Origin of the sequence: Micromonospora sp. NPDC048947 (assembly GCF_040649495.1) — a bacterium.
In the GTDB taxonomy this organism is placed as follows: Bacteria; Actinomycetota; Actinomycetes; order Mycobacteriales; family Micromonosporaceae; genus Micromonospora; species Micromonospora alfalfae.
Genome location: NZ_JBEZFO010000019.1, coordinates 1 through 17,837 on the forward strand (window position 1 = coordinate 1; position 17,837 = coordinate 17,837).

The 17,837-nt window shown below is 72.0% G+C and carries 15 protein-coding genes; 8 read left to right on the forward strand and 7 right to left on the reverse strand.

Annotated elements, in window-relative coordinates; all coding sequences use genetic code 11:
• Positions 1 to 131 precede the first annotated feature (131 nt).
• Genes AB0B98_RS24775 through AB0B98_RS24795 form a run of 5 tightly spaced genes read right to left on the reverse strand, consistent with a single transcriptional unit; the run spans position 132 to position 7,511 of the window.
• A complete protein-coding gene (locus AB0B98_RS24775) occupies positions 132 to 2,345 on the reverse strand; it encodes a glycoside hydrolase family 27 protein (RefSeq protein ID WP_357365642.1) in 2,214 nt (737 codons plus the stop codon).
• 46 nt (positions 2,346 to 2,391) lie between these two features.
• Positions 2,392 to 4,479 carry an alpha-galactosidase gene (locus AB0B98_RS24780; RefSeq protein WP_357365644.1) on the reverse strand — a complete coding sequence of 696 codons (2,088 nt, stop codon included), beginning with the start codon at positions 4,477 to 4,479 and terminating at the stop codon, positions 2,392 to 2,394.
• Complete coding sequence (locus AB0B98_RS24785) at positions 4,476 to 5,297, reverse strand: carbohydrate ABC transporter permease (RefSeq protein WP_112581751.1); 822 nt, start codon at positions 5,295 to 5,297, stop codon at positions 4,476 to 4,478. The genes AB0B98_RS24780 and AB0B98_RS24785 overlap by 4 nt, the downstream gene beginning before the upstream one ends.
• Positions 5,297 to 6,214 carry a sugar ABC transporter permease gene (locus tag AB0B98_RS24790; RefSeq protein WP_357365647.1) on the reverse strand — a complete coding sequence of 306 codons (918 nt, stop codon included), beginning with the start codon at positions 6,212 to 6,214 and terminating at the stop codon, positions 5,297 to 5,299. Before AB0B98_RS24790 ends, AB0B98_RS24785 begins: the two co-directional genes overlap by 1 nt.
• Position 6,215: 1 nt before the next feature.
• On the reverse strand, positions 6,216 to 7,511 hold the full coding sequence (locus tag AB0B98_RS24795) for an extracellular solute-binding protein (protein WP_238671294.1): 1,296 nt from the start codon (positions 7,509 to 7,511) through the stop codon (positions 6,216 to 6,218).
• A gap of 159 nt (positions 7,512 to 7,670) precedes the next feature.
• Here AB0B98_RS24795 and AB0B98_RS24800 point away from each other — a divergent pair, with 159 nt between their 5' ends.
• The 8 genes from AB0B98_RS24800 to AB0B98_RS24835 all read left to right on the forward strand — a co-directional run bounded on the left by AB0B98_RS24800 (position 7,671) and on the right by AB0B98_RS24835 (position 14,805).
• Positions 7,671 to 8,417 carry an SDR family oxidoreductase gene (locus AB0B98_RS24800; protein ID WP_357365649.1) on the forward strand — a complete coding sequence of 249 codons (747 nt, stop codon included), beginning with the start codon at positions 7,671 to 7,673 and terminating at the stop codon, positions 8,415 to 8,417.
• 37 nt (positions 8,418 to 8,454) lie between these two features.
• Complete coding sequence (locus AB0B98_RS24805; protein ID WP_238671296.1) at positions 8,455 to 9,165, forward strand: FCD domain-containing protein; 711 nt, start codon at positions 8,455 to 8,457, stop codon at positions 9,163 to 9,165.
• Positions 9,162 to 10,307 (forward strand): galactonate dehydratase, encoded by a 1,146-nt coding sequence (dgoD, locus tag AB0B98_RS24810; protein WP_238671297.1) that lies wholly within the window; start codon positions 9,162 to 9,164, stop codon positions 10,305 to 10,307. The genes AB0B98_RS24805 and dgoD overlap by 4 nt, the downstream gene beginning before the upstream one ends.
• Positions 10,301 to 11,140, forward strand: coding sequence for a hypothetical protein (locus tag AB0B98_RS24815; protein ID WP_357365651.1), 840 nt, complete (start codon positions 10,301 to 10,303; stop codon positions 11,138 to 11,140). The genes dgoD and AB0B98_RS24815 overlap by 7 nt, the downstream gene beginning before the upstream one ends.
• 10 nt (positions 11,141 to 11,150) lie before the next feature.
• Entirely contained in the window at positions 11,151 to 11,771 is a 621-nt protein-coding gene (locus AB0B98_RS24820; RefSeq protein ID WP_357365653.1) for a bifunctional 4-hydroxy-2-oxoglutarate aldolase/2-dehydro-3-deoxy-phosphogluconate aldolase, read from the forward strand.
• Positions 11,768 to 12,709, forward strand: coding sequence for a sugar kinase (locus AB0B98_RS24825; protein WP_357365655.1), 942 nt, complete (start codon positions 11,768 to 11,770; stop codon positions 12,707 to 12,709). Before AB0B98_RS24820 ends, AB0B98_RS24825 begins: the two co-directional genes overlap by 4 nt.
• A gap of 20 nt (positions 12,710 to 12,729) precedes the next feature.
• On the forward strand, positions 12,730 to 13,611 hold the full coding sequence (locus tag AB0B98_RS24830) for an SMP-30/gluconolactonase/LRE family protein (protein ID WP_357365657.1): 882 nt from the start codon (positions 12,730 to 12,732) through the stop codon (positions 13,609 to 13,611).
• A gap of 90 nt (positions 13,612 to 13,701) precedes the next feature.
• Positions 13,702 to 14,805: an L-dopachrome tautomerase-related protein gene (locus AB0B98_RS24835; protein WP_357365659.1), complete on the forward strand. Its 1,104-nt coding sequence runs from the start codon at positions 13,702 to 13,704 to the stop codon at positions 14,803 to 14,805.
• 89 nt (positions 14,806 to 14,894) lie between these two features.
• Here the strand turns inward: AB0B98_RS24835 and AB0B98_RS24840 are convergent, their stop codons facing one another.
• Together AB0B98_RS24840 and AB0B98_RS24845 are read right to left on the reverse strand one after the other, a co-directional pair.
• A complete protein-coding gene (locus AB0B98_RS24840) occupies positions 14,895 to 15,650 on the reverse strand; it encodes a dienelactone hydrolase family protein (RefSeq protein WP_357365661.1) in 756 nt (251 codons plus the stop codon).
• Positions 15,651 to 15,771: 121 nt separating this feature from the next.
• Positions 15,772 to 17,787 (reverse strand): FAD-dependent oxidoreductase, encoded by a 2,016-nt coding sequence (locus tag AB0B98_RS24845; protein ID WP_357365663.1) that lies wholly within the window; start codon positions 17,785 to 17,787, stop codon positions 15,772 to 15,774.
• Positions 17,788 to 17,837: the final 50 nt, after the last annotated feature.

The following is a 17,837-nucleotide window of genomic DNA, read 5'->3' on the forward strand; positions in this document are numbered from 1 at the left end:
GTGGCGCCGGGCTCGGGGGGCCGGCCCGCGCGCGGGCCCCGGGCCCCCCCCCGCCCTGGCCGGCCATTCGTGCCGGCCAAAGCCCGGCGGCGGGTGGGGCGGGCCGTCTGTCGACGGCCCGCCACAGTGCATCAGAGGGTGACCTGGTGCACCCGGTTGTCGACACCGCGTACCGCCAGCCAGGCGCTGCCGTTGGCACCGGCGGCGGCTCCGGGCGCACCCCGGAACGCGTCGGTGGCGAACTCACCGCGTCGGAACCAGCCGCCCCAGGCGCCGTCGGCCAGGTTGCGCTGCCAGAGCCGGTTGTCGGCGGCCAGCGCGAACAGGTAGACCCGGCCGGAGGTGGCGAGCAGGGTCGGGCTGCCGCTGGTGGTGCCGCCCAGGTTGGTCCAGGCTGACCAGGTGGTGCCGGTCCGGCTGCTCCACCACACCTCGTCGGTGCGGCTGCGGACGGCCACGTGCAGCACGCCGGCGTCGTCGACGACGGCGCTCGGCCGACCGTAGAACGGCCGGTTCTCCGGGGCCCCGACGCCGGTCCAGCCGGCGGTCGGCGTACGCGACCAGAGCTTGCCGTCGGCACCGCGGGCGACGAGCGTCCACTGGGTCGGGCTGGTCCAGGCCACTGTGGGCGCGTCGGTCAGCGTGCCACCGAGGCTGCGCCACGGTCCCCAGCTACCGGCCACGTAACTGCGCTGCCAGGCGGCGTCGTCGGTGCCGCGGACGAAGACGTCGAGCCGCCCGTCGGCGGAGCCGTACGCCGCCGGCTGGCCGAGGATCCGGCCGCCGACCGGGCCGCCGAGGGAGGTCCAGTGCGTGCCCCACGTCGTACCGGTGCGGGTGTTGACGGCCAGCGCGCCGGAAGCGTCGCGCACGAAGGCGGTGGCGTGGGCGTCGTCCACCCGGACCAGCGCCGGGCTGGCGCTGGCGGTGCCGCCGAGGTCGGCGCCGGCGACCTGGTCGGTGCCGGTCAGGCCGAGCATGGCCACCCCGTGCGCCGGCACCTCGACGGTGTACGAGCCGGTGAACGGCTGAACACCCGGGCTGCCCGGCTGGGCGTCCACGTTGGCGCGGGCCCACAGGTCACGGACCCGAACCGACCCGCCGAGGGCGACGTCGGCGAAGTTCACAGTGATCTGCTGGGCGGTGTCGTGCCGGTTGAGCAGCGCGACCGCCCGCTTTCCGGAGCCGGTGAGCACCTTGCTCCAGACCTGCGCGTCGGTGCCGGTGTCGGCGACCTTGATGCCCTGCCGGACCAACGGGTCCTGGTCCACCGCGATGATCTCCGGGTTGGTCAGCGCCGAAATCATCTCCTTCGGCAGGCCACGCGGGTCGGAGCCGATCACCAGCGGAGCGGCCATGATGGCCCACATGCCGAGCTGCGTCTTGGACTCGTCCAGGCTCAACTCGTACCCACCGTCGGGCAGCGGGCGCATCGGCAGCAGGTAGTCCGGGTCGTTGTAGTGCCCCGGCCCGGTGGCCGCCGGGTGGTACGCGTTGACGTCCATGTTGCGCAGCACCCACTGGTACGCCCACTGCGGGGACGGGTCGGTGAGCCCCACGTCCGTGTAGGTCCGCCAGGAGTCGGCGATGGTGGGCGCGTACGTGTAGCTCCAGGTGGAGAGCTGCTCCGGGGTGTACGGGCCGCCGCCCCAGTCCGAGCTGACCGGGTTGCAGATGTTGAGCAGCATCGGTCGGGGCGACTGGCGTACCGCCTCGGCCAGCTCCCGGAACGTGGCCTCCGGGTCGAGGCCGGCGGCCCGGCCGCACAGCCAGTCGGCCTTCAGCGCGTCGAAGCCCCAGCCGGCGAACTGGGCGATGTCCGCCCGGTAGTGACCGTTGCTGCCGAGGCCGCACTGCCCCGGCAGGTAGGGGCCGGCGTCGGTGTAGATGCCGGCCTTCATCCCCTTGCTGTGGATGTACGCGGCCAGCGCCGGCATTCCGCCGGGGAAGCGGGCCGGGTCGGCGACGAGCTGGCCGGCCTCGTTGCGCGGGGTGGGTGCTGCCCAGTTGCCGTCGATCCACACGTAGGTGTAGCCGGCGTCCCGCAGGCCACTGTTGACCATGTGGTCGGTGACCGACCGTACTTCGGCCTCGGTGGGGTCGCCACCGAGACCGAAGTAGGTGTTCCAACCCTGGTAGGGCGTCGGGGCGAGACCGCTGTTGAAGAAGGTCGGCGCGCCCTGGTCCTCCGCGCCGGTGGCTGCCGGGGCGTGACCGGGGCGGCCGGGCCCGTGGCCGGCCTGCGGCGGGTCGGCGTGGGGTGGGCCGGCCATCGCCGGCATCGGGCTGGCCAGGCCCAGGCCGAGCACGGCCAGGGCAGCGGTCAGCTGTCGGTTCAGGCGCATGGAGGTACTCCTGTCCCTCGGGGGTGGGGGTGGTGGTGCTCCGAACTCAGCAGCGGGTCAGCACCATGAGGTCGGCGTCGTGGGTAGCGCTCCACTGCACCGGCAGGCCGACAGTGGCGAGGTGGCTGCCGGAGTAGTGCTGATCGCCGTGCGAGTAACGGGCCGCCGGGTCGAGGCCGCGCAGCGGCAACCGGACCGGTCGGGACGGAAGCAGCCCGGTGCCGTCGAGCCGGCCGGTGTGCCAGGCCAGCACCACCACCTGGCTCTCGTCCGGCGCGGTGTACTGCACCGCACAGCGGGCCTGGTCGGGGCCACCGATCAGGTGCACCTCGCCGCGCGTGACGACGTCCCGGATCTCCTTGTAGCGGGCGATCCAGCCGGCCGCCTCGGCCCGCTCGGCCGGGGTCCACGCCCTGATGTCGGCGCCGATGCCGAGCACACCGGCCATCGCCAGGACGAATCGGAACGCCAGCGATCGGGGGCGGCTGTCGAACAGGCCGGGCGCGTCGGTGACCCAGGAGCTGAGCAGGTGCGGGGCGTTGGCGTGCAGGAAGCCGTACTGGATGGCGAGCCGGTCCAGCGGGCCGGTGTTGTCGCTGGGCCAGAAGACGTCGGCCCGGGCGGCCATCGCCAGGTCGGTCCGCGCGCCCCCGCCGGCGCACGCCTCGATCAGCACGCCGGGATGGTCCCGGCGCAACCGCTCGTAGATCCGGTGCAGGTTGGCGACGTGCGCGCCGTCCAGGTCGAGCGGGCCCAACCCGCCGGACCGACCCGGCTCGGTGCGCGGCCTGTTGAAGTCCCACTTCAGGTAGTCGATGTCGTACCGGCGCAGCAGGCCGTCGACTGTGGAGTGGACGAACTCGGCGACCTCCGGCCGGCCCAGGTCGAGCAGGTACTGGTTACGGACCGGAGTGAGGGGTCGGCCGTCGACGGAGTAGACCCAGTCCGGGTGCTCGGCGTACAGGGAGGACTTCGGGTTGACGCACTCCGGCTCGACCCAGAGCCCGAAGTTCAGCCCGAGGGCGCGGACGTCGGCGATGAAGGTGTCGAACCCGGCCGGGAACTTCGCCGGGTCGGGCGTCCAGTCGCCCAGCCCGGCGGTGTCGTCGTCGCGGCCGACGAACCAGCCGTCGTCCACCACGAACGTCTCCACGCCCAACTCGGCGGCGATCCGGGCGAGCGCGAGCTGACTCTGCGCCTCGACGGCGAAGTAGGTAGCCTCCCAGGAGTTGTAGAGCACCGGGCGAGGGCTGAGCCGGTCGGCGGCCAGCAACCGCTGGTGGGTGTGCCAGACCCGGGCCAGCCCGTCCAGGCCGTCCGGGCTGTACGCCCCGGTGGCCACCGGGAGTGTCAACCGTTCGCCGGCGGCCAACTCCAGCGGGCCGTCGACCAGTTGACGGCCGACCCGGACCCGGGTCAGGCCGCCGGTGTCCCGCTCGGCGCTGATCTCCCAGGAGCCGGTCCAGGCCAGCGCCATCCCCCACGCCGGACCGGCCGGCTCGGCGGTGTCGCGCACGGCCAGCCAGGGCACGTGCAGGTGCCCGGGTACGCCCTGGGAACTGCCGATGCTGAACGTGCCGTGGCCCAGCTCGACGTGGGAGAGCTGGAACTCCTGCGCCCACTGCCCCCACTGGTGGCTGAGCAGCGCGCCGTGCGGCGTCGGTACGCAGAACCCGCCCGAGCCGGCCCGGACGACCCGCAGCGCGTCGGTGCCGTCGTTGGCCAGCTCGACCCACCGCTGCACCACGTCGGTGCCGACCGGCACCCGGTAGTGCACTGTGGCGCGCAGCCCGGTCACCGGGTCGGCGAACTCGACGGCCAGTTCCCGCTGGTCGGCGTCGACCCGCGCGTCGGTGTGCACGAAACCCACCCGGCGCTGCCCGTTCACGGTCTCGATCACCAGGTCGGCACCGGTGAACGGGCGGTCGGCGTCGGTCGCGTACTCGATGGGGGCCGCGTCCCCGGCGGTGAGGAACGGGACCGGGCCGTCGTAGGCGACCGGCGAAGGCCCGTCGGAGACACCGTGCGGCCCCCACGCGACAAGCTCCAGCCAACGGCCGTGCGCGGGCACGGCGACGGTGTACTCGGTGTGCGTGCCGCGCAGCGTCCAGCGCTGCCCGGCCCCGGCGGTCACTTGACCGCTCCGAGCGCCAGTCCGGAGACGAAGTGCCGCTGGAAGCGGAGGAAGACCGCGACGGTGGGCACCGCCGCGATGACAGTACCGGCGGCGATGACGTTCCAGGACGAGACGAACTGGCCCTGAAGGGCGAGCAGCGCCGGGGTGACCGGCATGTTGTCATCGGTACGCAGCACGGTGATCGCCCAGAGCAGGTCGTTGAAGATCCAGGTGAAGGAGAGCGCCCCGAGAGCTGCCAGAGCGGGTCGGGTCAGCGGCAGCATCACCCTGGTGAAGATCTGCGCGGTGCCGGCGCCGTCGATGGTGGCCGCCTCCTGGATCTCGCCCGGCAGGTCCCGCATGAAGCCGTGCAGGACGAACGTGTAGAAGCCGAGCCCGAAGCCGACCTGCACCGCGATCAACGCCCAGAGCGTGTCGTACAGGCCGGTCAGCTCGCTGAACTTGGCCACCGGGATGAGCAGGATCTGCGGTGGCAGCAGGTTGCCGGCGAGCATCAGCAGCAGGATCGTGCGCCGCCCGGGGATCCGGAAGCGACTCAGCGCGAACGCGGCCATCGCGGCCAACCCCAGGCTCAACGCCACCGACGGAACGGTGACCAACATGCTGTTGATCAGCGCGCGCAGCTCGCCGCCGTCGGTCCACGCCTGCCGGTAGGTGTCCAGTGTGAAGGACCGGGGCAGGCTGCCCACGCCGTGCGCCGCGATGTCGTCGAACGACCGGGTGGACATCACCACCACCCAGAGCACCGGGCCCAGCCAGAGCAGCGAGAGCAGGATCATGCCGGTGTGGAAGGCCCCGGTACGGAGCTTGTTCATCACGCTTCCTCCCGGAACGCGCGGACCAGGTAGCCGAGGATGACGGCCAGCGCGAGCACGAAGATCACGACGGCGATCGCTGAGGCGTAGCCCAGCCGCAGGCTCTGGAACGCTGTCGAGTACATGTAGGTGCTGAGCAGCTCCGACGAGTGGTACGGCCCGCCCTTGGTCAGCGACCAGACGATGTCGAACGAGCGCAGCGAGTCGATCACGATGACCGACAGCACCACGGCGTTGACCCCCTTGAGCTGGGGAATCGTGACGTGTCGTAACCGCTGCCAGGCGTTGGCGCCGTCCATCCGCGCCGCCTCGTGCAGCGCCGGGTCGATCGCCTTCAGCCCGGCCAGGAACAGCACCATCACGTAGCCGATCTGCCGCCACAGGGCGGGCAGGATGACCGCGTACAGGGCGGTCTGCGGGTCGGCGAGCCAGGGCCGGATCAGGTGCTCCAGGCCGACCGCCCGCAGCAGCGTGTCGGCGATGCCGTCGGGCTGGTAGAAGACCCGCCAGACCAGTGCGGTCACCACCAGCGAGAACACCACAGGGGTGAACAGCGCGGCCCGGTAGAAGCCGACGAAGCGCCGCTCCTTCTGCAGGACGAGCGCCATCCCGAAGCCACCCAGCACGGAAAGGCCGCCGAAGAGCACCAGCCAGATCACCGTGTTGATCAGCGCACCCCGGAAGGTGGCGTCACCGGCCAGCTCGACGTAGTTGTCGGTGCCGACGAAGGTCGGCGGTGTCATCCCGTCCCACCGGGTGAGGGAGAACCAGAAGCCCTGGAGCGCCGGCCAGAACACCCAGACGCTCTCCACCGCGAACGGCACGAGGACGAACGCCACCAGCAGCGGCGACAGTCGAGCCGACCGTCGCCGCCGCCGGGTGGGGGTGACCGAAGTCGTGGAGATCGTTGCTGTCACGTCAGCCCTTGAAGACCTTCTCGGCGCCGGCCTGCCACTCCCGCAGGATCGCGTCGATCTGGTCCGGCTTGTCGATGAACTTGGTCAGCGCGGTGTCCGCCGTCGGCTGGAGCGCGTCGCTGGAGTCGCGGTTGAAGAACTGGGTCAGCTCCTTGGCCTCGTCCAGCATCGCCTTGCCCTTGACCACCAGCGGCGAGTCGGACGCCTTGGCCTTCGGGTTGGCCGGCAGCACGATGCCGGAGCTGGCCTTGACGTACGCCTCCTGGGCCTCGACCCCGGAGAGGTAGCTGAGCAGGGCCTTGGTGCCGGTCGGGTTGGCGGTCTTCGCGCTGGCGAAGAAGCCGTCGGTAGGTGCCTCCTCGGCCAACGGCACCGCCGGATCGATGATCGGGAACCGGAAGAAGTCAAGGTCGCCGAGCGCGTCCTTGGGTGCGGCGTCGGCGAAGAACGTACCGATCAGGAACATGCCGGTCTTGCCGGCCAGCAGCGCTGTGGTCGCCTCCTGGAACGGGTACGCCTTGCCCTTGGGGTCGAAGTAGGGCAGGGCCTCACGCCAGCGGGTGAAGACCGCCTTGACCTTCGGGTCGTCGAAGCGCTGCTTGCCGGCGAGCAGCTCGCGGTGGAACGGCGCGCCGTTGATCCGGATGTTCAGGTAGTCGAACCAGGCCGAGGCCACCCACGGGGTGTCGCCGAGGCCGATGCCGATCGGCGGGACGCCCTTGCTCTTCAGCGTCTCGCACAGCGCCAGGAACTCGGTCCAGGTCTTCGGCTCCTGCACGCCCCACTTGGCGAAGTTGGACTTGCGGTAGAAGAAGCCCCACCAGTAGTTGTTCATCGGCACGAAGATCTGCTTGCCGCTGGCGTCGGTGGAGAGGGTGCGCAGCGACTGGGGGTAGTCGTCCAGTGACTTCCACACCTCGGAGACGTCCAGCAGCAGGTTCTTGCTGGCGTAGTCGTTGGCGACCGAGCCCGCGTACCAGGTGTAGAGGTCCGGCGGGTTGGCCGAGGTCAGGTACGTCGGCAACTGGGTCCGGAAGGTCTCCGAGGCGATCGTGTTGAGGCTCGCCGTGCCCTTGCCCTGCGCGTTGAAGGTCTCGATCAGCTTCTCCATCGCCGCCTTGGCCTGCGGCGAGGAGAGGTTGGACTGGATGGTGACAGCGCCCGAGCCGTTGCTCGTGGTCGGCCCGCTGGCGGAACTGGCGCACGCGCTGAGGAACGAGCTGGCGCCGAGCGCGCCCAGGCCGGCGAGCCCAAGGTGGCCAAGGAATCGCCGGCGACCGGGGTCGAAGTCGCTCACGGAGGTATCCCTTCCTTTACGACACTCAGCGTCACCACGCGATGTGTCGTCCATGTGAATGCTGTGACCAGAAGGTTGCATCGGCCGTCGCCGGCTGTCAAGATATCTTCGTAATTAATGATTAGACGAGACCAAGGCGAGGGCCAGGTGGATCAGCTTATGCGTCGGCTTGAGGGCAAGAACGCCCTGGTCACCGGTGCGATGGGTGGGATCGGCGCGGCCATCGCCCGGCGACTCGCCGCCGAGGGGGCAGCGGTTGCGCTACTCGACGTGACCGACCCGGCCCCGCTGGCCGAGGAACTGACAGCGCGAGGCGACCGCGCACTGTCCGTAGTGGGCGACGTCAGCGACGAGGCCGACTGGACGGTCGCCGTGAGCGCCGTACGGGACCACCTCGGCCCGGTCGACATCCTGGTCAGCACCGCCTACGCCGTGCGGGTCGCCCCGGCGCACGAGACCAGTAGGCAGTCCTGGGACCAACAGCTCGGCGTCAGCCTCACCGGCTCCTTCCTCGGCGTCCGCGCCTGCCTGGACGACCTGCGGGCACGCTCCGGCGCGGTGGTGCTGATCTCCTCGGTGCACGCGCTGGTCGGGTTGCCCGGCCGACCCGCGTACGCGGCGGCCAAGGGTGGCCTGCTCGCGCTCGGCCGCCAACTCGCCGTCGAGTACGGCCCGCAGGTCCGGGTCAACACGGTGCTGCCCGGGCCGATCCTCACCGCCGCCTGGGCCGACGTGTCCGAAGAGGACCGCCAGCAAAGCATCGCGGAGACCGTCGCGAAGCGCTTCGGCACACCGGACGAGGTGGCCTCCACAGTCGCCTTCCTCGCCTCGCCGGACGCCGCCTACATCACCGGCGCGAGCCTCGTGGTGGACGGTGGCTGGACAGCGGTGAAAGCCTCGGCCTGAGAGAGATCGATACCGACCAGCGAAAAGGCCAGGAGCATTGGCACAGTACGCACGCCGCGGCGTCCACGGGCAGACAGTCGAAGCGATCGCCCGTCGCATCCTCACCGGCGAGATCGCCGCCGGAGCGACGCTGAACATCGTCGCGTTGCAGGAGGAGTTCGACGTCAGCCTCACCGCGCTCCGCGAGGCGCTGAAGGTCCTCTCGGCCAAGGGCATCGTCGACGCCCGACAGAAGCGCGGCACCTTCGTCCGACCCCGTGCGGACTGGAACCTGCTCGACGGTGACGTGATCCGCTGGCAGTTCGCCGAGGGCACCGACCAGCGGCTGCTCGACCAACTGCACGAGGTGCGCGCCATCATCGAGCCGGCCGCCGCACGGCTGGCCGCCACCCGCGCCACGGAGGACGACCTGACCGCCCTCGACCGGGCGCTGGCCGAGATGGCCCGGGCCAACGGTGATCCCGCCGCCGCCATCGCCGCCGACCTCGCTTTCCACCGCGCGCTGCTCACCGCCACCCACAACGAGCTGCTGGAACGGATGGAGGTGGTGATGGAGACCGGGCTCGCCGAACGGGACCGGCTGGTGCACGGTGGCACCCCGCACGACGACCCGGTGCCCAGCCACCGCGCCGTGGTCGACGCGCTGCGCGACCGGGACGAGACGGCGGCCGAGACCGCGATGCGTCAGTTGCTGGACAAGGCCGTCCGCGACGTCGAGAAGGTACGGGGACGAAGGGGCAGTCAGTGAAGATCGAACGGATCGAGACCTTCCTGGTCGCGCCACGGTGGTTGTTCTGCCGGGTGGAGACCGACGACGGGCTGGTCGGGTGGGGCGAGCCGGTGGTCGAGGGCCGCGCCGAGGTGGTGCGCAGCGCGGTCGAGGTGCTCTCCGAACACCTGATCGGTGCGGACCCCCTGCGCATCGAGCAGCACTGGCAGGTGCTCACCAAGGGCGGCTTCTACCGGGGCGGCCCGATCCTCTCCAGCGCTGTCGCCGGCCTCGACCAGGCGCTCTGGGACATCGCCGGGCAGGCGTACGGCGCGCCGGTGCACGCGCTGCTCGGCGGGCACGTGCGCGACCGGGTACGGATCTACTCGTGGGTCGGCGGGGACGAACCCGGCGAGGTGGCCGACGCCGCCGCAGCGCAGGTAGCCGCCGGCCTCACCGGGATCAAGATGAACGCCTGCGGGCGACTCTCGCCGATCCCCACCTCGGCCGAGGTGGACGCGGTCATCGGCCGGGTGGCAGCCGCCCGCGAGGTGCTCGGCCCCGACCGGGACATCGCTGTGGACTTCCACGGTCGCGCCGGACTGGCCGCCGTCCGCCGGATCCTGCCCGAGCTGGCCGCCCTGCGCCCGTTCTTCGTGGAGGAGCCGGTCCTGCCCGATCAGGCTCACCACCTGCGCGACATCGTCGCCAGCACGCCGATCCCGGTGGCCACCGGCGAACGGCTCTACGGTCGGTCCGAGTTCCTCGCCCCGTTGCAGGCCGGGGTCGCAGTGGTCCAACCGGACCTGTCGCACGCCGGTGGGATCTCCGAGGTCCGCCGGATCGCCGCGCTGGCCGAGACGTACGGCGCGCTGCTCGCCCCGCACTGCCCGCTCGGCCCGATCTCCCTGGCGGCCAGTCTCCAGGTGGCCTTCGCGACGCCGAACTTCCTGATCCAGGAGCAGAGCATCGGCATCCACTACAACGCCGGCTCGGAATTGCTCGACTACCTGGTCGACCCGGAGCCGTTCCGGTTCGTGGACGGGCACATCGCCCGCCTCGACCGGCCCGGCCTGGGCATCACCGTCGACGAGGCGGCGGTCCGCAAGGCCGCCCAGACGCCCCACGCCTGGCGCAACCCGGTCTGGCAGCACGCCGACGGGTCCTTCGCCGAGTGGTGACCGGCGCGCGGCCGGTGGCCCTGCGGGTGGCGTACGACGCGGCGCACGGCGGTCGGTGGACGAGTCTGCGCGGCGGCGGCCGGGAGTGGCTGTGGCGTGGCCCGGAACCCGGCCGCCACGGGGTACGCCCCGACGACGCGTTCGTCGACGCCGGTGGGCTGGAGGAGTGCCTGCCCACAGTGCGCGGCGAGCCCGACCACGGCGAGGTGTGGTCGCGGCAGTGGCGCAGCGGCGGCCCTGAAACCTTGGTCATCGAGCGGCCGACGTTCACGCTGAGCCGGCGGATCACCGACGACGGTGGCGTGGTGGTGGCCGACTACCGGCTGGCCGCCGACCCCGCTTACCGTTTCGTGTGGGCCGCACACGCCCTGCTCGGCCTCTCCCCCGAGGCTCATCTCGACGCCCCCGCCGGCACGCCCACCCGGCTGCATCCGGAGGCCGCGGCGCTCCTGCCGCCGGGCGTCTGGCCCACCGGTAGCCCGTGGCTGACCGGGCCGTGGCCCGCTCCCGCCGGGCTGACGCTGGACACCTTCGGCGCCGACGACGGCACGGCCCTCGGCGCGGTGCTGCTCGACTGCCCACGGGTCCAGGTGGTCGACGGCGACGACCGGCTGACTCTGGAGCTGGAGTGTGACGGCCAGCCCCGCAGCACCGCGCTCTGGCGCAACCTGGGCGGCTGGCCGGCCGACTGCCCCTACCGCAGCATCGGTGTCGAACCGATGCTCGGCAGCGCCTTCGACCTGGCCGACGCCGGCCCCTCCGACGCGGCGGTCGTCCCGCCCACCGGCGAGGTCACCTGGCGACTCACCATCACCGCCCACCGCAACCACTGAGGACACCGTGATGAACCTGCTCGACGAGCTGCGTACCCACCGGCTGTTGGCCATCGTGCGCGGCCCGGATCCGGCCGCCGCGCTGACCGCCGTGCTCACACTGGCCGAGAGCGGCGTCGCCCTGGTCGAGGTCTCGCTGACCAGCACCGACGCGCTCGGCGTCATCCGCCGCGCCCGGGCTGCCCTCGGCCCCGGCTACGCCCTGGGCGCCGGCACAGTGCTCAGCGCCGAGGACGCCCGCGCGGCGGCCGATGCGGGGGCCGGCTTCCTGGTCACGCCGGCCATCGCGGCGAGCCTCGCCGAGGGCGGCCGGCTCGGCCTGCCGGTGCTCGCCGGTGCCCTCACCCCCACCGAGGTGGTGCAGGCAACCGACGGCGGGGCCGCCGCGATCAAGCTCTTCCCGGCCTCGTTCGGCGGGCCCGACTACCTCGGCGCCCTGCGCGACCCGTTCCCCGGTGCCGCGTTCGTGCCCGTCGGTGGGGTCGACGCGGACGGTGCGCGACGCTACCTGCAACGGGGAGCGGTCGCTGTCGGCGTCGGTTCCCCGCTGCTCGGCGACGCCGTCCGTGGCGGCGACCAGGTGGCGCTGCGGGAGCGCGCCGCCGCCTTCCTCGCGGCGGTCCGGCAATGACCGACCTGCTCACGCTCGGCGAGACGATGGCGGCGTTCCGCACCACCGGCCCGCTGCGACTGGGCGGCACCGCCAGCATCTCCGTCGCCGGATCCGAGTCGAATGTGGCGATCGGCCTGGCGCGGCTCGGCCACCGGGCCGCCTGGGTCGGCGTCACCGGCGCCGACGAGCCCGGCGAGCTGGTCCGCCGTACGCTGCGCGCCGAGGGTGTCGACCTGACCTGGTCCCGGGTCGACGCGACCGCCCCCACCGGCCTGATCCTCTTCGAGAACCGGGTCGCCGACATCAACCGGGTCACCTACCACCGTGCCGGGTCGGCCGGGTCCCGGCTGGGCCCGACCGACGTGACACCTGCCTTCGACGCGCCCGGGCCGCCACCCCGGCTGTTGCACGTCACCGGCATCACCTGCGCGCTCGGCGTCGAGCCGTACCAGGCGGTGGTGGAAGCCGTGCGGCGTGCCCGCGCGGCCGGCAGCACGATCTGCCTTGACGTCAACCACCGCAACCGGCTCTGGTCGGTCGCCGAGGCCGCCGCCGCGCTGCGCCCACTGCTGCCCTCGATCGACCTGGTGATCGCCTCCGACGACGAGTTGGCGGTGCTGACCGACGCCACCGACCCGGCCACGGCGCTACTCTCGGCCGGCGTCACCGAGGTAGTGGTCAAGCACGGCGGCGACGGCGCGACCAGCCACAGCGCGGCCGGCGTCATCCACTGTCCAGCCCGGACGGTGCCGGTGGTGGACACCGTCGGCGCTGGCGACGCGTTCGTCGCCGGGCTGCTCTCCGGCTGGCTCGACGGCCTCGACGCGTCGGCCCGACTGGACCGGGCCGTCACCACCGGCGCGTTCGCGGTCGCCACCCGGGGTGACTGGGAGGGCCTGCCCGACCGGACCGAGCTGGCGCTGCTCGACCACGGCCCTGGCGGTACGGTCCGCTGACGATCCTTTGGAGGAACACCATGGAGCTGACCGAGCCGACCGTCTGGAGCATCGACCGACTGGAGTTGGGTGAGGGCCTGCGTTGGGTCGACGACCGGCTGGTCCTGGTCGACCTGCTGGCCGGGCGACTGTTGGAGACCGACGGCGACGCCCCGAGCCCGCTGCGGGTGCTGCGCCGCCTCGACGTGCCGCTCGGCGCGGTCGCCCCGGTGGCCGACCGACCCGGTGAATGGCTGGCCGCCGCCGGGACCGGCGTCACGGTGCTGCCCGCCACCGGCGACCCCCGACCGGTCACCGACCTGGTGGGCGAGGCACCCGAGCCGACCCGGATGAACGACGCGGTCGCCGACCCGCACGGCCGCTTCTGGGCCGGCAGCATGACGTACGCGATGGTGCCCGGCGGAGGCACGCTGTTCCGCCTCACACCGGGCGCCGAGCCGGTCCCCGCGGTGACCGGGCTGACCATCCCGAACGGGCCGGCGTTCGACGCGACCGGCACCACCATGTATCTGGCCGACACCCCGCGCGGCGAGATCGACCGGTTCACAGTCGACCCCGCCACCGGGGCCCTGCGCGGGCGGGAGCCGTTCCTGCGGCTGTCCCCCGCCGACGGCGGCCCGGACGGCATGACGCTCGACGCGGCCGACCACCTCTGGATCGCGCTGTGGGGCGGCTCGGCGGTACGCCGCTACCGGCCGGACGGCACCCTCGACCGGGAGATCCGGCTGCCGGCCAAGCAGCCGGCCGGCATCTGCCTCGGCGGCCCCGACCTGCGGCGACTCTTCATCGGCACCGCCCGGGTGGGGCTGGACTCGCCGGGCCCGCAGGACGGCGCGCTGCTCGCGGTGGACGTTCCGGTGCCCGGCCTGCCCGCCGCGCGCGCCGCCGCGCCAGCGAGCTGATCGGAGGCATACCGGACGCCAGGGCGGGAACAAGCGCCGTAACAGTCGACCGGTAGGGAGCGAGCCGATGAGCACCGTGGGGCGGACGTCATGAACGGGCCGGTCGGCGACGAGCCGATGGGCGAACTGGAACTGGTGCACACCTTCACCGGCCCGATGCCGACCGGGGTGAGCGTCTCGCACCGGGGCCGGATCTTCGTCAACTTCCCGAAGTGGGGCGACGAGGTGCCGGCCACAGTCGTCGAACTGCGCGACGGCCAGGAGATGCCCTACCCCGACCAGGCGTGGAACGACCCGTCCGGCGACGACGACGCGGGCGCGTTCGTCTCGGTGCAGAGCATCGTGGTGGACCCGGCGGACCGGCTCTGGGTGCTGGACACCGGCAGCCCGATGTTGCAACCCACAAAGCCGGGCGGCCCGAAGCTGGTCCGGGTCGACCTGGACACCGACACCGTCGCCCAGGTGATCACCTTCCCGGCGGACGTGGCGCTGCCGACGACGTACCTCAACGACGTCCGCTTCGACCTCCGGCGGGGCGAGGCGGGGGTCGCCTACATCACCGACTCCGCGTTCGCCGGGCCGAACGGGATCATCGTGGTGGACCTGGCCAGCGGGGCCTCCTGGAGGCGGCTGCACGACCACCCGTCCACCAAGGCGGAGCCGCTGACGTCGTTCCGCCCGATTGTCGAGGGCCGACCGTTCCTGGAACGACCGGCCGACGGGCCGCCGAAACCGGTGGGCATGGGCTCCGACGGCATCGCCATCTCCGCCGACGGCACCCGGCTCTACTACTGCCCGTTGGCGTCCCGGCGCCTTTACAGCGTGTCCACCGAGGCGCTGGCCGACCCGGGCGTCACCCAGGAGGCGGTCGCCGCGACGGTTGTCGACGAGGGCGACCGGGGCACCGCCTCGGACGGGTTGGAGAGCGACGACGCCGGGCGGCTCTACATCACCTCGTACGAGCACAACGCTGTGCTACGTCGACTGCCCGACGGCGAGTACGAGACGCTGGTGCACGACCCGCGACTGCTCTGGCCGGACACCATGTCGGTGGCCACCGACGGGTACCTCTACGTCACCGCGAACCAACTGCACCGGCAGCCGCAGTACCAGCGCGGCAAGGACCTGCGGCGCAAGCCGTACGCGCTGTTCCGCACCCGCATCGACGCCGGCCCGGTGCTGCTGCGCCGCTGAACGGGCCTGCGGCCGCATGGCCAACGCAATCTTGGACAGTTTCCGTTAGGAGCTAACGGAAACTGTCCAAGATTGCCGGAGCAGATCGATCAGCTCGCTGGCAGATTGCGGTCCAGGAGGTCGAACAGGGCGGCCCAGTGACGCTCGGTGGCCTGCTCGTCGTACGCCGGGGTGTCGGCCATGGTGTAGCCGTGGTGCGCCCCGGTGTACACCTCGGAGCGGTAGCGCACTTCGGCGGCGTCGAGCGCCTGCTCCAGCGTGGCGATCTGCTCGGGCGTCATCGACTGGTCGGCGTCGGCGTGCCCGAAGTACACCTCGCCGGTGATCGAGGCGACGCCCAGGTGTGGGCTGTCCGGCGCCTCGGTGACGATCCGCCCGCCGTGGAAGCTCGCCACCGCGGCGATGCGGTCCGGGTGCGCCTCGATGGCCCGCAGCGCGTTCGTGCCGCCCATGCAGTAACCGGTGATGGCGACCGGGCCCGGTCGGACGTCGTCGCGGGCGGCCAGGAAGTCGAGGAACGCGGCGGTGTCCCGGCTGATCACGTCGGGGGTCAACGCGCCGACCAGCGGCATGATCTTCTCGAAGAGGGCGCCGCGCTGGTCGGCCTCGCCGAGGCGGGACAGGTCGAACAGGGGTGCCCGACCGGCCCGGTAGAACAGGTGGGGCGTCAGCACCAGGTAGCCGCGTTCGGCGATCCGCTCGGCCATCTCGACCAGGCGGGGGCGCGGCCCGAACGCGTCCATGAAGAGCAGCACCGCAGGGAACGGGCCGTCGCCGTCCGGTCGGGTCAGACTCGCGTCCGCCACTCCGTCACTGGTCGGGATGTCCACCGTCGTCGTCAGCACCGTGCCTCCTCGTACGCCGATCTTGGTCCGTTCGGAACGTTACTCGCCGTGTCGGCGTGCCCGGCCGGCAGCCGCGTGAACGGGGCGTCAAGAAGTCGATCGGGCACGGATCCGACGCCGTTCAGGCGCGGACGAAGCGGACCGCGTCGGCGACCACGTACCCGTCGGTGTCCTCGGTACGGATCAGCACGCTGCCATCGCTGCCCGCAGTGAACGGGTAGGTGCCCAGTGCCACCCACTGGCCGCCGGACTGCCGCTGGTCCACCGTCGTGGTGACCAACCCCCCGGAGTACGCGATGTCCACCGGCACGTTCGTCGCCCGGTTCGGGTGCCCGGTCCAGCGCAGCTGCACCGTCCACGACCCGGAGGCGGGCAGTGTCGGGCGGAACCGCAGCCGGTTGACGCCCTTGGCGGTGTTGCCGTCGTGCTCGTAGTCCGGGCCGTAGTAGCCACCGGTGCTGGTGCTGCGCAGCCACGTCCCGGCCCGGGTGATCCCGCTGGCCGCCGCGTTGTCCAGGATCACCTCGCTGGTGCTGCCCCACTCCAGCACCGCGCCGTCCTGGCGCAGCCGGGTCTGGAGGTCGGGCACGGAGACGGCCTGCACGGCGAGGTTCCCGGCGAGGGCCAGGGACGCCGCGGTGGCAGCGGCCTGCCCGAGGATCATGAACACGGGTTCCATCCGGATCGAGCCGTACGCGATGTGACTCGCCGAGAGGCAGACCGGCACCAGCAGGTTGGCGCACTGCGCCTGGTGCGGCACTATCGCGCGGTAGCTCACCGGGTACGGCGCCGGCACGCCGATCTGCACGTCCCCCTCGTTGCGGACCTTGCCGTCGACTACCACCCGCTGACAGTTGTGCGAGTCCATCGTGTAGCTGGCCAGGCCCACCGAGTCGGTGGCGCGTACCCGGCCCCGACAGTCGGCCTCGGTCATCACGTACGCGGAGATCATCCGGCGGGCCTCGCGGATGTAGAGCATCGGTGGCCAGCCGCCCGTGCCGGTGAACTCGTCCACCGGCAGTCCCCATCGGGCGGTCGAGTCGCGCACCGACGCCGGCAGTCGGCTGTCGTTGGCCAGGAACCACATCAGCCCCTGCTGGTAGCTGCGGTGCTCGGCGATGATGCTCTCCCGCGTCGCCCAGCTCGCCGTCGGGTACGCGTAGTTGAAGCCGATGTTGTCGGTCGACACGGCGCCGTTGTTGTTGGAGTCGGTCTTTCCGCCGCCGACCGAGTGGGTGGTGAAGTACGGCCCCGGGTAGCCGGCCTGGATGTGTCGCAGCAGCAGCTCGTAGCGGATCGGGTCGTAACCGGACGGCTTGCCGAACGGGATCCGGTTGGCCGCCTGGGTGAGGCACATTCGGAAGCAGTACGCCTGGATCCGGTCGTCGCCGCTGCCCTGCGGGGCGAGCGGGGTGGCGGAGATGCCCGGCAGCAGCCCGCTGGCGGGCGAGCCGGCCGTCACGTACGGGTCGACGGGGTAGGCGAACTGGTGGGTGTTGCGCGACTGCACCCCGTTGATCGTCTCGCCGTAGGTGTCGTTGGACTCCCGCCCGACGGTGAACCCCACCCCGGCCATGGCCAGCAGATCGCCCTCGTAGGTGGCGTCGACGAACACCCCGCCCCGGTAGATCGACCCGTCCTCGGTGCGCAGCTCGGTGATCCGGTTCCCGGTTCGGCCGAGACCAGCCAGCCGGGCGTCGACGACCACCGGGACGCCCGCCTCGGCCAGCATCTCGGCGAAGACGGCTGTGGCGACGTGCGGTTCGAAGGTCATCCGCAGCGGTGACGTCGAGGTGAGGGTTCCGCCGTGGTACTTCACGTACACCCGGCGGTAGAACTCGGCGGCCAGCCCGCCGATGGACGCCTGGACGCCGGTGTCGGTGGCGCCCAGCCCGGCGGTGCTCAACCCGCCGACGTGGCTGGTGGGCTCCACCACCACTGCGGTGCGCCCGAGCCGGCGCATGGTGATAGCGGCGGCCAGCCCGCCGGAGGTGGCGCCGTAGACGACAAGGTCGGCGGTGGTGACGGCGGCTCGGGCGGGGGCGGCCCGGAACGGGTCGGTGAGGCCGGCCAGGACGAGGCCGGCACCGCCGGCGACCAGCAGCCGACGACGGGACAGGGGCAGGGGCACGGACACGGCGGGCTCCCGAGGGGTAACCGGTGAAGGGGGCGGTTACAGAAGCACGC

What these genes read in the sequence shown, in the direction of transcription:
- AB0B98_RS24775 (WP_357365642.1), bottom strand. Translation starts at nt 2,345, where the DNA reads ATGCGCCTGAACCGACAGCTGACCGCTGCCCTGGCCGTGCTCGGCCTG.
- AB0B98_RS24785 (WP_112581751.1), bottom strand. Translation starts at nt 5,297, where the DNA reads ATGAACAAGCTCCGTACCGGGGCCTTCCACACCGGCATGATCCTGCTC.
- AB0B98_RS24800 (WP_357365649.1), top strand. Translation starts at nt 7,671, where the DNA reads ATGCGTCGGCTTGAGGGCAAGAACGCCCTGGTCACCGGTGCGATGGGT.
- AB0B98_RS24820 (WP_357365653.1), top strand. Translation starts at nt 11,151, where the DNA reads ATGAACCTGCTCGACGAGCTGCGTACCCACCGGCTGTTGGCCATCGTG.
- AB0B98_RS24825 (WP_357365655.1), top strand. Translation starts at nt 11,768, where the DNA reads ATGACCGACCTGCTCACGCTCGGCGAGACGATGGCGGCGTTCCGCACC.
- AB0B98_RS24830 (WP_357365657.1), top strand. Translation starts at nt 12,730, where the DNA reads ATGGAGCTGACCGAGCCGACCGTCTGGAGCATCGACCGACTGGAGTTG.
- AB0B98_RS24835 (WP_357365659.1), top strand. Translation starts at nt 13,702, where the DNA reads ATGAACGGGCCGGTCGGCGACGAGCCGATGGGCGAACTGGAACTGGTG.